Source organism: Fibrobacter sp. HC4 (assembly GCF_023373925.1).
Classification (GTDB): domain Bacteria; phylum Fibrobacterota; class Fibrobacteria; order Fibrobacterales; family Fibrobacteraceae; genus Fibrobacter.
Genome location: NZ_JALCZV010000008.1, coordinates 63,209 through 76,928, shown reverse-complemented (window position 1 = coordinate 76,928; position 13,720 = coordinate 63,209). Strand labels below are relative to the sequence as shown.

The 13,720-nt window shown below is 51.1% G+C and carries 10 protein-coding genes and 2 tRNA genes; 9 read left to right on the top strand and 3 right to left on the bottom strand.

Going from position 1 to position 13,720, the window contains the following annotated elements; genetic code table 11:
* Nucleotides 1–2 precede the first annotated feature (2 nt).
* Nucleotides 3–3,434 carry an MFS transporter gene (locus MMG03_RS06980; protein WP_249505954.1) on the bottom strand — a complete coding sequence of 1,144 codons (3,432 nt, stop codon included), beginning with the start codon at nt 3,432–3,434 and terminating at the stop codon, nt 3–5.
* 70 nt (nt 3,435–3,504) lie between these two features.
* Nucleotides 3,505–4,884: an aminopeptidase P family protein gene (locus MMG03_RS06975; protein ID WP_249505953.1), complete on the bottom strand. Its 1,380-nt coding sequence runs from the start codon at nt 4,882–4,884 to the stop codon at nt 3,505–3,507.
* A 112-nt stretch (nt 4,885–4,996) separates the two neighbouring features.
* Between MMG03_RS06975 and MMG03_RS06970 the strand changes: the two genes are divergently transcribed.
* The 6 genes from MMG03_RS06970 to MMG03_RS06945 all read left to right on the top strand — a co-directional run bounded on the left by MMG03_RS06970 (nt 4,997) and on the right by MMG03_RS06945 (nt 9,366).
* On the top strand, nt 4,997–5,302 hold the full coding sequence (locus tag MMG03_RS06970) for a hypothetical protein (RefSeq protein WP_073161095.1): 306 nt from the start codon (nt 4,997–4,999) through the stop codon (nt 5,300–5,302).
* Nucleotides 5,303–5,318: 16 nt separating this feature from the next.
* Nucleotides 5,319–6,293 carry a PhoH family protein gene (locus MMG03_RS06965; protein ID WP_073160996.1) on the top strand — a complete coding sequence of 325 codons (975 nt, stop codon included), beginning with the start codon at nt 5,319–5,321 and terminating at the stop codon, nt 6,291–6,293.
* 16 nt (nt 6,294–6,309) lie between these two features.
* A complete protein-coding gene (locus tag MMG03_RS06960; protein ID WP_249505952.1) occupies nt 6,310–8,595 on the top strand; it encodes an HD family phosphohydrolase in 2,286 nt (761 codons plus the stop codon).
* A 376-nt stretch (nt 8,596–8,971) separates the two neighbouring features.
* A complete protein-coding gene (locus MMG03_RS06955; RefSeq protein WP_073237252.1) occupies nt 8,972–9,172 on the top strand; it encodes a hypothetical protein in 201 nt (66 codons plus the stop codon).
* A gap of 18 nt (nt 9,173–9,190) precedes the next feature.
* A tRNA-Val gene (locus tag MMG03_RS06950) sits at nt 9,191–9,265 on the top strand.
* A 25-nt stretch (nt 9,266–9,290) separates the two neighbouring features.
* A tRNA-Asp gene (locus MMG03_RS06945) sits at nt 9,291–9,366 on the top strand.
* A 255-nt stretch (nt 9,367–9,621) separates the two neighbouring features.
* On the opposite strand, the gene MMG03_RS06940 is transcribed toward MMG03_RS06945, so the two are convergent.
* A complete protein-coding gene (locus MMG03_RS06940; protein ID WP_249269344.1) occupies nt 9,622–10,809 on the bottom strand; it encodes an RICIN domain-containing protein in 1,188 nt (395 codons plus the stop codon).
* A gap of 147 nt (nt 10,810–10,956) precedes the next feature.
* Here MMG03_RS06940 and MMG03_RS06935 point away from each other — a divergent pair, with 147 nt between their 5' ends.
* From MMG03_RS06935 to MMG03_RS06925, 3 genes are all read left to right on the top strand, one after another.
* The gene (locus tag MMG03_RS06935) at nt 10,957–11,358 is read left to right on the top strand and encodes a DUF4398 domain-containing protein (protein ID WP_073160991.1); all 402 of its coding nucleotides are present in this window, start codon (nt 10,957–10,959) and stop codon (nt 11,356–11,358) included.
* Nucleotides 11,358–12,479 (top strand): OmpA family protein, encoded by a 1,122-nt coding sequence (locus MMG03_RS06930; RefSeq protein WP_249269345.1) that lies wholly within the window; start codon nt 11,358–11,360, stop codon nt 12,477–12,479. Before MMG03_RS06935 ends, MMG03_RS06930 begins: the two co-directional genes overlap by 1 nt.
* 111 nt (nt 12,480–12,590) lie before the next feature.
* Nucleotides 12,591–13,589: a class II fructose-bisphosphate aldolase gene (locus MMG03_RS06925; protein WP_088658766.1), complete on the top strand. Its 999-nt coding sequence runs from the start codon at nt 12,591–12,593 to the stop codon at nt 13,587–13,589.
* Nucleotides 13,590–13,720: the final 131 nt, after the last annotated feature.

Here is a 13,720-nt window from a genome sequence, read left to right as displayed (position 1 = left end):
CCCTATTTAGCTTCCACCAGTTCCTTGGCCAGTTTCTTGGCTGTAGTAAAGTCGGCCTTACCTGTACCAAGCTTAGGAACCTTTTCTACCTGGAATGCTACGGACGGTAACATAATCGGCGGGAAGTTGTTGCTGGCACGAAGCTCCGCAAGCACAGTTTTCGGTTCCTTTTCGCCCTGGTAAAGCAAAACGATCTTTTCGCCCTTGGCTGCATCGGGAACTGTGGTAATCAAATAATCGCAACCTTCAAGGACCGGAGTGTCCTGAATCTTCTTTTCGACGGCTCCGAGGCTGATCATTTCGCCTCCCAGCTTGGCAAAACGGCTATAACGGTCAACGATAGTCAAGAAACCTTCCTGATCCAGGTAGCCCTTGTCCCCTGTGCGGTAATAACGAATTCCGTCAAGGTTGACAATAGCGGCCTTAGTGCGGTCCGGATCCTTCAAGTACCCCTTCATGACCTGGCAACCACCTATCAAGATCATACCGGCTTCCCCGGTAGGCAACGGTTCGTTGGTCTCGGGATCAACAATCAGGAACTGGGTTCCGGGCAGAGCAGGACCCACGGTGCCAGGCTTGTTATTGAGCTGCATGGTGGTATAGTCATTCAGCAAGGTGTTTTCCGTATTCACGGAGGCCACCGGAGCGGTTTCGGTACAGCCGTAACCTTCAAAGATTTCCTTGCCGAACTTCAGGCGGAATGCGGTTGCCAATTCCGGACGCAGGGCTTCTGCACCGGCAATAATCAGACGCACGGACTTGAATACCAGCGGGTGCACGTAACGGCTAACAGTAAAGGCGCGCAAGAAGGTGGGGGTCGCCACCAGGAACGAAACGTGGAATTCGCAGCAGACGCGAGCCATGGTCTTTACGTCGGTGGGGTCCGCCACGGTCACAATGGGGCAACCTTCCACCAGGTTCAGAATCGTGGTCACCGTCAGGCCGAAGCTGTGGAACAGGGGCAGTTCCGAAAGCATCACGTCACCGCGGCTCACATTCAAAATACAGGCCAGCTGCTGGATGTTACCCATCAGATTGCGCTGGGTCAGTTCGATGCCCTTAGGCGTACCTTCGGAACCGGAACTGAACACGATCACCGCATTGTCGTTCATGGAACGATGCTTGCAGAAAATCAGACGGATTAGCCAGCTGGGCATTACCACGCAAAGCAGTACAAGGGCGGCAATTTTAGGCTTGGGCAGCATCTTCATCAGGTCTTCGGCATAGAACAGTCGAACCTTGTCGCTTGCAATCTGGCTATAGTCGTTTCCCCTACCCTTCAGTTTCTGAATGAACTGTCTACTGGTTATGACCGTAGATACATCAGCCTTTTCACAGCAGAACTTTACGTTTTCTACAGAGGAGGTGTAGTTCAGGTTCACGTTGGTCTTGCCCATGACCCACAGGGCCAGGTTTACAATGACTCCAGCCGGACTAGGCGGAAGCATGATACCCACGTTCTGCTCGTTCTTATTCAACAGCTTCCACAGTAGTCCGCGGAACGCCATGACGGCGCCCATCAGCTTGTAGCCAGAAAAGTGGCCTCCGTCCGGGTTATAGATGGCAGGTCCGTTCTTCACATAGCGCTTGCAGGTACGAATCCAGGAGGCGGCAATGGGACGCAAGAAATTCACGGAATAGCGCCAGGCTTCAATAGAAATCTTACGGACGATGGCGCGGACTTCGTTAGGAGGTGTGGTGGCCGGAATCTTTTCGCCGAAGGCTACCGTCACGGAACGATCGGCAGAAGCGCCATACATGTTAGAGGAACTATAACTGTAGTTACTCCCCCACAGACCCTGAATATAGAACGGGATAATTTCGGCGTCAGTATCGTCAATGGCAGAAGAGTAATCGATATGGAAGGGGTCCACATGAGGTGACTTGGACACTTCGCCCGTGGGGAAAATGACCACAGCCTTACCAGCCAGCAGGGCCTCGTGAATGCGATCCATGGCAGGCTTGGGATTATTGTTGTCGATGCGGATATTGCCCAGACGCTTCAGAATAGAACGCAGGTACCACTTGTCGAAATGGTCCTTGTTGCTGGCGATACACAGCGGACGGGGGCTAGCCATCTGGAGCATGGCCCAGTCAATAAAGCTATGGTGATTACCCACCAGCAATACCGGACCTTCGTTGGGAATATTCTGCACACCCAGCACGCGAATCTTGTAACGGTTAAACACCAGGCGCAACACCGTGCGGATCATGGCCTGAGGCAAGTTGGAAATGGACCAGAGGAACACGCATGCAGAAATGACTGCAATTCCGAGGAAGTAGTACTGGGGCAGGATATCGGTATAACGGACCAGGTAAGAGAAAACAAACAGGAATCCAATCAAAACAATGGACTGGATCATATTGGAAAGGGCTAGAACGGAGCCCGAATTGTTGGGACGAGTGTTATACTGTAGAAGTGCGTTGACCGGCACCAGGAACAAGCCGCCAAAAAGTCCCGTCAAGGAATAAAGGACCACCAGGGCGAAGGGGTTCACCATGAACGGGACCAGGAACATGCAGATGGACACGCCAAACATACCGAGGGGAATGAATCCGGTTTCAATAAAATCCCTGGACTTGGCGGCAGCCACAATGGAACCCACCACAAGACCCACCACGGCAAATGCCAGGTAATCCTGCATCATGTTCAGGATCTGAGAGCCGGAAGCGTCCTGGAAAACCAGCACGAACACCTGGGCCAGAGCCCAGAACATAGAAAGGGCGATGATGGAACCACGGAGGGAGGGAACACGCCAGCCCAGACTCAAGTGCTTACGGACCTTGGCGATGTTCACATTGGGATTTTCATACTTTACCCTAGGCACCATAAAGCTGGCAATCGTACCAAGTACGCTAACCCCCGTCAAGATCCAGGGAATCACCACGGAATGGGACAAAATGCGGTGAACGGCCTCGTAAGAAACCAGGGAATCCAGGTTAATCAAGTTCACACCGACAATGGCAAGCCAGGAGGCGAATATCATGCCGCCCAAGCTGAAAATCTGCAGGAAGGCATTGGCGAAACTCAGATTACGAACGCCAAACATTTCCTTGAGGATGCCGTACTTTGCCGCACTATGAATGGCAAAACCACTGCTAAGGCCAATAGAAAGCCAGAACGCCACACGAGGGATGCCGCAAGTCACCAACACCGCCTGGGCAATGACAAAGCAAGTCATCAATAACGAGGACCATGCCAACACCTTATTCTTGGAGAACCTGTTGGTAAAGAATCCCGCAAAAAAGACCATCAAGATGTAAGGGGCGATAAAGAAAACCTGCAGCATAAAGGCCTGCCAGGTCTGTCCGCTTCCATCAGCCGTAAAGGAACCCGAAAGAATTTTCTGGGCGTAAATAAACACACCTGTCTGAACAAAAACTGTTGCAAGGATCGATAAGAAATATCGAACAGAACCTTTAACTTTCCACATTTTCCTATGCCTCAAATAAAAAAGAGCCGAAAATAGATTCGGCTCCTAAATCTAAAAAATTTGATATTCCCTATTTAATGAGGGATTCCAAATCCTTTACAGTTTTGGGGATATTTTCAGAAAGGTTACGGAAGCCCTTTTCTGTAATCAGCAGGTCGTCTTCGATGCGTATACCGATCTTCTCGTGGAACTTCTTTCCTCCGATATTTGCCCAAAATTCGCCATAAAGGCCAGGTTCGCAAGAAATCAGCATCCCCGGTTCCAGCACCACTTCCAGGGAACGGGTACCCGGTTCACCTTCATGGATCTGTTCGCCGATAAAATGGCTTACCCCATGGGGGCGGCGGTCATAAAGCAACTTGAACTTGCCCTTTGCGCCTTTCACAAGACGTTCATCCAGAGCATCCATGATGAAATCCCAGGGAATATTTCCGATTTCCTTGAGGCTTACGCCGGGGCGTACCGACTTCTGGTATTCCGTCTGGGCGTCCAGTACGATTTCGTACAACATTTTCTGCAACGGGTTGAACTTGCCGTTAACAGGAAGGGTGCGACTCAAGTCACTATGCAGGGAATTGTAGCGGATTCCGAAATCCAGGAGCACCAGGTCGCCATCCTGCAGCGGTTCATCCTTCTTGACATAGTGGAGGCAGCAGGCATTTGCGCCACCGGCCACAATGGTCGGGAAAGCCAAATCACCGTCGCTACGTTTTTGCATCTCATAGTCCAGCAAAAGGCCCAGCTGACGTTCATTCTTCAGGCTAGACATCTGGCCCAGCACTGCGCGGAATGCCTGGTCAGTAATGTTCTGGGCCACGCAGGCATCAGAAATGCGTTCCTTTTCCAGAGGCAGTCTCAGTTTCCAGTGAAGGCTAGCGGCACTCTTCAGCTTAAATCCCTTCAAACCCTCGCTGGCCAGGGCCTTCTTCATCTCCTTTCGGAACTGGTCGTTATGGTCATCGGGCCACTTTTCAAAATAGAACGCATAGGCGAAACCGGGATTGGGTTTCTTGCGGGCTCGCTCCACCACCGTATCCCAAAGTTCATCCAGGGGGCGAACGTCCTTGAAACCGGTCACCTTCTGCACATCGCGGTCCCCTTCCACATAGCCGAGACGTTTGCCGTTCCAGAATTCCTTGAAAGGATCTTTTTCAGGTACGAACAGGATTTCGGCCTCGTCCCTGGGGTCAAGCAGCAGATAGCACCCGGCCTGGTTGATTCCGGTCAAGTAAAGGAAGGCGGGTTCCTGGATCATCTTGTTCCAGGTTTGCACAAAGGCTTCTTCGCCTCCCGGTTCCATGGGCATTCCGGCGATAACGCAGAAGGAATCCAGTTCCCTGAGCATGGTCTCCCGGCGTTTTTTGTAAAGGTTTCTGGAATTGTAGTCCTTAGAGGATATAAAAACTTGGGAATAAGGGTCGCAAACAGATTTTTTTTCGTTTAAAGACATTCTGAGCCTCAAAATCATTCATTTTTGCCACAAAATTTACGTTTTTCACATTCTTTTCGCCACAAAATATTATACATTTAGGCCATCACAGACCAAAATGGAGCCTGAACAAATGAAATTTTTTAAGAATTGGAAGTTGATTGTTGCAGCTATGACTGTTGCCATGTTTACCGCTTGCGCTGGTTCTAACGGTGGCAGCGACGATGAATACGAAGATGATTCCGATTCCCCGGCTGCAGTCCAGGGCGGCAGCAAGAAGAAGGCCGCTCCCAAGGAAGTAATCGACGAAAACAAGCTGAAGAAGACCGAACAGGAAGCTACCGCTCTCACCGAAGAGAACCACAAGCTCCGTAAGGAAATCTTCGAAGCCAAGAACAAGCTGGGTATGTCTACTGCCGACGACTCCGCCGCCGAATAATTGGCAAGAACATTGAATGAGCGAAATCAAGCGCTATTCCCTATCTGATGACCTGAAACGTACGATTTCAGGCGAGAATGAAGCGGTTTTCCGATTACTGGAGAGCCGTTTTTCTGTTGAGATACAGACCCGCCTGCCGGGGCTGACTATTATCGCCAAGGATCTGGATGAACACGGCAAGCCTGTACAGGGCGACATTGCCGGTGTTTTTGCCGTACTGGACCAGCTGAAGATGGCTGCCCGAAATGGCGGTGCAATCGGAGCTAGACAGGTGGAACGTCTTCTGGGACCCGTCGAACTGGGCGAACCTATGGACAATTCCATCCCCAGCACCCCCGTCTTCCGAAATCGCTTCGGTGTTTCCGTGTTTGCAAAGACCCAGGCTCAGGCCGAACTGGTGAAGGCGGTCGAACATAACGACGTCATTTTCGCCAAGGGGCCCGCTGGTACCGGCAAGACTTTCCTGGCTGTCACTCTGGCAGTGGCAAGCCTTGAACGCCATGAAGCCGAGCGCATCTGCCTGGTGCGCCCCGCCGTAGAAGCAGGTGAATCCTTGGGCTTTTTACCTGGCGACCTTAAAGAAAAGATTGCCCCGTATCTGCGCCCCATTCACGATAGTCTGGCCGAACTGCTCCCCGCAGAAAAGCTTCGCCGTTACGAAGAAACAGGCGCTATTGAAGTGGCTCCCCTCGCCTACATGCGCGGTCGAACCCTCAAGCGAGCCTTCATCATTCTTGATGAAGCCCAGAATACCACTCCCGAACAAATGAAGATGTTCCTGACCCGTCTGGGCCCTCACAGTAAGGCGATTATTACTGGCGATGCCACCCAGGTCGACTTGGCCAAGGGGCAAAAGTCAGGGTTGGTTCACGCTATGGATATTCTCAAGGGAATCCGGGGAATCGCTCAGGTTGACTTTACCGCCACCGACGTCCTTCGCCATCACCTTGTAAAAGACATCCTCCTCGCCTATCAGCAAAAAGAACGCTAAAAGGACTTTATAGAACATGACGAAAAAGCAGCTGAAAATTCACCTTATTATCGGTTGGGTTCTCGTTGTAGCCGCCGCAATTTTCCTCTTCCCCGACAAGAACATCGCCCTCCAGGCAGAACGTCCCCGTCTGGGTCAGGTTAGCCCCCGCACCATTGTGGCACCTATCAATTTCGAAGTGCCTAAGTCCCAGCAGGAAATTGAATCCGAAAAGGCTCGTGCAGCAGACAAAGTAAACGCCATTTTCGAGTTCAACAACGACGAAACCAACCGCGTGTACGAAGACCTGAAGGTGTTCCTGCACAAGTTGGCTCAGTACGGTTCCCTCCAGGCCCAGATTTCCCAGGCCAGTTCTTCCGAGGGTGGCGATTCCACCGTGCAGGTCAAGGTGGTTCAGGCATCCCGTGTCTATGAAATCGTAAAGCAGAGAATTTCCACTTCTGCCATCAAGCCCTTGAGCCAGAACGCCAAGGCCCGCGATTCCTTGCTTTCTGTGTTCAATCAGATTCTGCAGAAGGGTATTTCCAACACTTTGTTGGCAAGCTCCGAAACAGCAGCCCAGCTCTATAAGGACAATTACAATCTGCAGGATCTCAAGAGCATTATCTACAGCAAGCCCAACATCACCTTGCTCAAGAATAATGAAACATCCACCGTAGAAGTGGCGAACATTCAGCCTCTCCGCCGCCGCATCGACGAAGCGTTCGCCCAGCTGCAAATGAGTTTCCCCAATGAACAGGGGCTCCTTAGCGCCTTCTATGAAACGTTGTTTGTTTTCATGATGCCCAACGTTTTCTATCTAGAAAAAGAAACTATGGCCAGCCGCGAAGAAGCTCGCAACAAGGTGACCCTCATTAAGGGTATGGTTCCCCGCGGCATGGAAATCGTGACTCAGGGCGCTCCCATTACCAAGGAAATTCTTGAAAAGATTGACGCACTTCAGCTGGCTCAACAGAAGGAAGAAAATTCCAAGACCTTTACCGCTATTTACGGTAACGCCTTGGTGTTTGTCATCATCATCACCATGTTCTTCCTGTTCTTCCTGAATATTCCCTCCCGCACCATGTTCAAGGACGCCCGCCAGCTTTGGAGTTTCACCTCGCTGGTCCTTCTGCAGCTGGTCGCTTTCTGGATTGTCCACAATCTTTCTGGAACGTTGAACCGGTCTGAATTGACTATCTTGCCCGAAAATTTTGACTTCATGTGGTTGTACCCGTTTGCATTGTCTCCTGTTATGGCGACCGTGCTTTTTGACCGCCGTCTGGGATTTGCCTTCAGCGCATTCTCGGCTCTTATTTTTGGTGTGCTGAACGGTTATGACCTTGCTGCTGCCATTTGCGCCTTCAGCGTGACCTTTGGCGCTACCTACCCTCTTGCTAGAATGCGCTATCGCGTTCAGTTTGTGTGGGGTATCCTTTCTGGCGTTATTGCCATGGCTGCAGCAATCTGCGTCATCTTCCTCCTGCGTAACCGTCTTTCCTTTGAAGCCTTCTACCAGAACATGATTGTCGGCGGCATGAACGTGATCATCTGTTCTTCCTTGGCCTCGGTGCTTTTGATCCATTTGATTGAACGAGTCTTTGGTATTACGACGGTTTTGACGCTTATGGAAATGTCTGACTTTAATCGTCCCGCATTAAAGCGCATCTCTGAAATCGCACCGGGTACGTTCCACCACAGCATTCAGGTTTCTAACCTGGCCGAAAAGGTTGCCGATAGTATCGGCGCAAATTCTCTGTTGGTCCGCGTCATGGCTCTTTACCACGATATCGGAAAAACCATGCGCCCTGAATACTTTACCGAAAATCAGAAGCAAGGTGTGAATCCCCATAACAACATTGACCCGGCTCAATCTGTTAAGATTATCGTGGAGCATGTGGAACAGGGTGCTAGCCTTGCCAAGGAATACAATATTCCTGACTTGGTGGCTGCCGGTATTCGCGAACACCACGGATCCTCTGAAATCAAGTTCTTCTACCACAAGGCGAAGGAACTGGCTGCAGAAAGTGGAGCGCAGGTCGACATCAAGGATTACAGCTACAAGGGTCCCAAGCCCCAGAGCAAGGAAACCGCAATCCTTATGCTGGCAGACATCATCGAAGCAACCAGCCGATCTATGACTGATACCTCCCCCGAAGCTCTGACCGCCATGATTCATAACACCATCGAAGGTCGATTCATGGAAGGTCAGTTCAACGAATGTAACTTGTCTGTGAAGGAACTGTTCAAGCTGGAACAGGCTTTCCTCACCAGCCTCGACGGAACATACCACACCCGAGTCAAGTATCCGGGACAGAAGTAGCGGATAGGTTAAAGCGTATAGTTTAAAGGTTAAAGGATAAGGGAGTCGTGGGCGATTAGCTGACGGCTCTTTTTTAGTGAACAGTGGATAGTGAACAGTGGATAGTGAAGAGCGGGTGTCATCCCGAGCGAAACGAAGTGGAGTCGAGGGATCTTGTGATGTAGATTTGATTTATGAGATACGAGCTGTGAGTAATGAGCTGTGAGCTAAAGTAAGGCGCCTTCGGTGCGATTATCTAGCTCAAAGGAGTCGAAGCTCCGTCCTCATACCTCGTACCTCACTCCTAAAAAATTTCACTTTTTTTCTCTTTCTCCCTTGACAAATATTTTTGCTTTTGTATATTTGGCTTCGTAATCGTGAAACGGTAGGAAACACAATGACAAAAAAGAATCTTGTTCTTATTGCTCTTGGAGTTATCTTGCTGGCAGTCGGTTTCATCTGCCTCGCTACTGGCCCTGCAGAAAACCCGATTTCCCTTACGGTTGCACCTCTTATTCTCTGTCTCGCCTACTTGGTGATTATCCCTCTGGGAATTCTCTTGAAAGGCAAGAAAGAAGATAAGAACGACGTTCAGTAATTCTGAACACACCCATTCGGGCGATTAGCTCAGCTGGTTCAGAGCGTCTGCCTTACAAGCAGAATGTCAGCGGTTCGAATCCGTTATCGCCCACTACCAATAAAACGGAAACGTTTTTGGGGTGGTAGCTCAATTTTGGTTAGAGCACCGGCCTGTCACGCCGGAGGTTGCGAGTTCAAGCCTCGTCTATCCCGCGAAAAAGACCTTCTCTTTCGAGAAGGTCTTTTCGTTTGTTGAACGTAGTGAAACAAACCAAGCCTCCCCGCTCAACGTCATGCTGAACCATGTCATGCTGAACTTGTTTCAGCATCTCAACATCTCAGCATCTCAACACCCCACCTGTATCCCCCTCAGTCCCGCCTCACGAAAAAAGCCTCCCGCAGGAGGCCCTTCGCTTGATCATTTGCGTCATCATCGCACTTGATCTTCAGCGTCCAAAGATTTTACTATCAGAATACTATACGGAACTTTTCCTGTTTGCGGTTCTTCTTTACAGACCTACCCATCACATCAAAAGATCTTGAAGGTAGCATTACGTTCAGCGGTTTGGCAACCACCCGTCCTGCGGACTGTCCGATAGACTCCACGTTAGACGAATCCTTTTCAGACGGATCCACAACCGTAGTATCTGTCGTCGAAGTATCCGCAACCAGGGTGTCACCGCCTGTAGAACCTTCTTCCACCTGGTCAAGCACCCAGACGCCAGATTCAATACTGCGGCTACGTTCGTCCTGGACAACGTTCTTTTCGGACGGCAACAGGTAAAGCTTGCTCTTGTAATTTTGCAGGTAATAGGCGTTAGAATTGCCTACCGGCGCAGACTCCAGCACATAACGCTGATGGGCACCGGCATTCCAGGAATAGGTACTCAGAACGACGCCTGCCGCGGTGGATTCATTAGGCACGTCAATGACGCGGTCGCCAAATTCAAAACGGTAGGTAACGGGGCTGTCCCCGATGCTCCAGATTTTCGCCACCGTTCCAGCGGCGGAGCAGTCCATCATCTCAAGGCCATTGCTTGCCGTAATGCCCATGCACTTATCGTCGGACATATACCTTACGCGGGCCTCCATGAAGAACTTCTCCTTAAAGATGTCCTGGTACATGGCTTCTACAATCTGGCAATGGATAATCAAATCCTCTTCGGAGTGAAGTTCTGAATCGTAATTCAGACCGTATGGCCAGAAATGCTGGGAATCGCCCTTGAGAACGGCGGTGGGATCCCCCGTCAGTTCCTTCAGCTTGGCCTGTGCGGTTTCGCCCTGAAAGACGCCGTCCTTAAGCATGGCGGTGTACTCGCTGGTGGTGCCCATACCCATGGTGTGACCCATTTCGTGCATGGCCGTGCGCACCTTCATGTAGGAACGGTTCGATCCGAAGCGCATGGTGCCGTTATAGCTGGCGTCGGCGGTTTGCACACCCGTGTTATAATAGACCTCGATGTGCTTGGTCATATGGGTGTACTTGTTGTACATGTACACCGCGGAATCCATGGCGGCAGCAATATGCTCGTAGGCATCCAATTCATCGTCAGACGGATTCGCCACCTTGTTCAGGTGATAATCCACCTTGGCGAAAGCCCCGGACGACAAGAAAAAAAGGCCCGAAACAAAGGCCGAAACAAAAATTCGATTCATAACAACTCCGCCACCATACACCACCCCAAAATCTACTTTCATGCATATATTATCGCAAGTAAAAAACTTTTTTTTGTGATATACTGCGCACATAAACCGCATATTTTATAATTTAAAGACAAAATTTCAAATATAGGAGTGAGCCTAATGAAGGCTAAAGTTATAGTATGCAGCCTAAGCCTGGCTGCTTTCGCCGCACTCACAGGATGTGCAGGAAACCATGGTCCACTGAACAATTCCATAGGTAAGACCGAGGCCACGATGGCTGTGGCCCGCGAAAACAGCGTCAACCCCACCGCCACTGCAAGCGCCACCGCCAAGATTGATTCCGCCAGGGTTCTAAAAGAAGCCGGCGAAGATGAGCAGGCTCAGGTTCTTCTTGAACAGAGTGAACTTGAATTGCTGTTGGCAATTGCTACTAGCGAACGCGATGCCGCCAAGGCCGAAGACCAGAAGGTTGAAGCCGATTTGCGAGCCGACGTAGAACGTAAGCTCCTCTACCAGAGCATTCTCGACAAGGAAACCAATAAGGAAGGAGCAGCCAAGTAATGAACAAGAAAATTTTAGCACTGGGTATTCTGGCTGCATCCATGGGTTTTGCCGCCGAAGCTGATGTCGCAAGTCAGCCCTCCCCCACCGCTTCCGAAGTTTGTGAAGCCGCCCTCCAGGACACCAAGGCTTCTGCACCGGCAAACGCTATTTCTGCAAAGCTTACCCTCGCCCACGCCTACGGCACCCTCAACGAATTGAAGGCTGTAGAAATTGACGACCTGAATTCCGAACAGATTCCCCCATTGGCCGCTAAGTGCCAAAAGTACGCCGAAATCGCCAAGATGCAGGCCGAAACCCAGACCTTGCGCAACCATATCGCAGAAAACTGGCAGAAACGCGCCGCCACAAACCGCTCCATCGAAGCCATCCAGGAACAGATCGCCAACGCCCGCAGCGGCAAGATGTCTAGCCTGGCCGCCGACCTCGAAGCGGAAAAGGCCCGCCTAGCCCAGTCTAACGAAGATGCCAAGCGTCAGCAGGAACGTCTCCAGGCAGAAATGCAGCAGAACCAGGAAAAGTTCCAGGCAGAAGCTGCAGCCCAGGAAGCCGCCCTGAAGGCCGCCAGCGAACGTGAAGCGGAACTGCAGAAGCAGCAGGCCGAACTCCAGAAGAAGCTGGCCGAAGAACAGGCCGCCCTGGAAGCCGAAAAGAAGGCTCTTGCCGAAGAACGTGCCAAGGCTGAAGCCCGCCAGCAGGATGCCATGAACAAGCTGAACGAACTCCAGTCCAAGCTGATCCAGGTATCCAAGGACGCCCGCGGCATTATCCTTTCTATGTCCGACATCCTGTTTGACGTGAACAAGGCCACCCTCAAGTCCGATTTGAAGACCAGCCTGGCCAAGGTCGCCGGTATTCTCTCCGTATACCAGCAGTTTAACGTGTCTATCGAAGGTAACACCGACAATACCGGTTCCGAAGAGCATAACATGAAGCTCTCTCAGCAGCGTGCCGACAACGTGATGAACTTCCTGGTCGAACAGGGTATCGAAGCCGGCCGTCTGACCGCCAAGGGCCTGGGCATGAGCATGCCTATCGCCGACAATTCCACCAAGGAAGGCCGCCAGAAGAATCGCCGCGTTGACCTGGTTATCCAGGACAAGGCCCTGCAGGCTCAATAAATCACATATTTTGGCGGGAAACGTTTCCAAAATGGCTCAAATTTTCTAAATTCTCGCCTGTAATCTTAAACCGGCGGCGCAAGTCGCCATTACAAAAACAAGAGGTAAAAAATGGCAGTTTCTTATAAGGAACTCGGCTTGGTTAACACCAAGGAAATGTTTGCTAAGGCTGTTGCTGGTGGCTATGCTATCCCGGCTTTCAACTTCAACACCATGGAACAGATGCAGGCTATCGTTCAGGCTTCCGTCAAGCAGAAGTCTCCGGTCATCATGCAGGTTTCTAAGGGTGCTCGTAACTATGCAAACGGCACCATCCTCCGCTACATGGCTCAGGGTGCTGTTGAATACGCCAAGGAACTCGGCTGCGCAAATCCGCAGATCGTTCTCCACCTCGACCACGGTGACTCCTTCGAACTGTGCAAGGACTGCATCGACAACGGTTTCTCTTCCGTTATGATCGACGGTTCTCACCTCCCGTACGAAGAAAACATCGCCCTCACCAAGCAGGTTGTTGAATACGCTCACGCTCACGACGTTACCGTCGAAGCTGAACTCGGTGTTCTCGCCGGTGTTGAAGACGAAGTTTCTGCTGAACACTCCACCTACACCAAGCCGGAAGAAGTGATCGACTTCGCAACCCGTACTGGTTGCGACTCCCTCGCTATCTCCATCGGTACTTCTCACGGTGCTTACAAGTTCAAGCCGGAACAGTGCACTCGCAACGCTGATGGCATCCTGGTTCCGCCTCCCCTGGCATTCGACGTTCTCGAAGCCATCGAAAAGAAGCTCCCGGGCTTCCCCATCGTTCTCCACGGTTCTTCTTCCGTTCCTCAGGACGAAGTTAAGACCATCAACGAAAACGGCGGTAAGCTCCCCGATGCAGTTGGTATTCCGGAAGAACAGCTCCGCAAGGCTTCCAAGTCTGCAGTTTGCAAGATCAACATCGACTCCGACAGCCGTCTCGCTATGACTGCTGCAGTTCGCAAGTACTTCAACGAACACCCGGATCACTTCGACCCGCGTCAGTACCTGAAGCCGGCTCGCGAAAACATGCAGAAGATGTACGAACACAAGATCGTTGACGTTCTTGGTTCTAACGACAAGCTTTAATAGTTAGCGAGCACCGCTCGCTTAGCTAAAAAGTTGAAAAGGTCACTTGGTTTCTAACCAAGTGGCCTTTTTTCACAAAGAGACCGCTCGAGCAAATCCGCGGGTTTATAAAACCTCCGGTAGCTCTCGCT

Bases quoted from the DNA above. Each gene is read 5' to 3' on its own strand.
- MMG03_RS06980 (WP_249505954.1), bottom strand. From the start codon at position 3,434: ATGTGGAAAGTTAAAGGTTCTGTTCGATATTTCTTATCGATCCTTGCA.
- MMG03_RS06930 (WP_249269345.1), top strand. From the start codon at position 11,358: ATGAACAAGAAAATTTTAGCACTGGGTATTCTGGCTGCATCCATGGGT.
- MMG03_RS06960 (WP_249505952.1), top strand. From the start codon at position 6,310: ATGACGAAAAAGCAGCTGAAAATTCACCTTATTATCGGTTGGGTTCTC.
- MMG03_RS06965 (WP_073160996.1), top strand. From the start codon at position 5,319: ATGAGCGAAATCAAGCGCTATTCCCTATCTGATGACCTGAAACGTACG.
- MMG03_RS06970 (WP_073161095.1), top strand. From the start codon at position 4,997: ATGAAATTTTTTAAGAATTGGAAGTTGATTGTTGCAGCTATGACTGTT.
- MMG03_RS06940 (WP_249269344.1), bottom strand. From the start codon at position 10,809: ATGAATCGAATTTTTGTTTCGGCCTTTGTTTCGGGCCTTTTTTTCTTG.
- MMG03_RS06955 (WP_073237252.1), top strand. From the start codon at position 8,972: ATGACAAAAAAGAATCTTGTTCTTATTGCTCTTGGAGTTATCTTGCTG.
- MMG03_RS06935 (WP_073160991.1), top strand. From the start codon at position 10,957: ATGAAGGCTAAAGTTATAGTATGCAGCCTAAGCCTGGCTGCTTTCGCC.
- MMG03_RS06925 (WP_088658766.1), top strand. From the start codon at position 12,591: ATGGCAGTTTCTTATAAGGAACTCGGCTTGGTTAACACCAAGGAAATG.
- MMG03_RS06975 (WP_249505953.1), bottom strand. From the start codon at position 4,884: ATGTCTTTAAACGAAAAAAAATCTGTTTGCGACCCTTATTCCCAAGTT.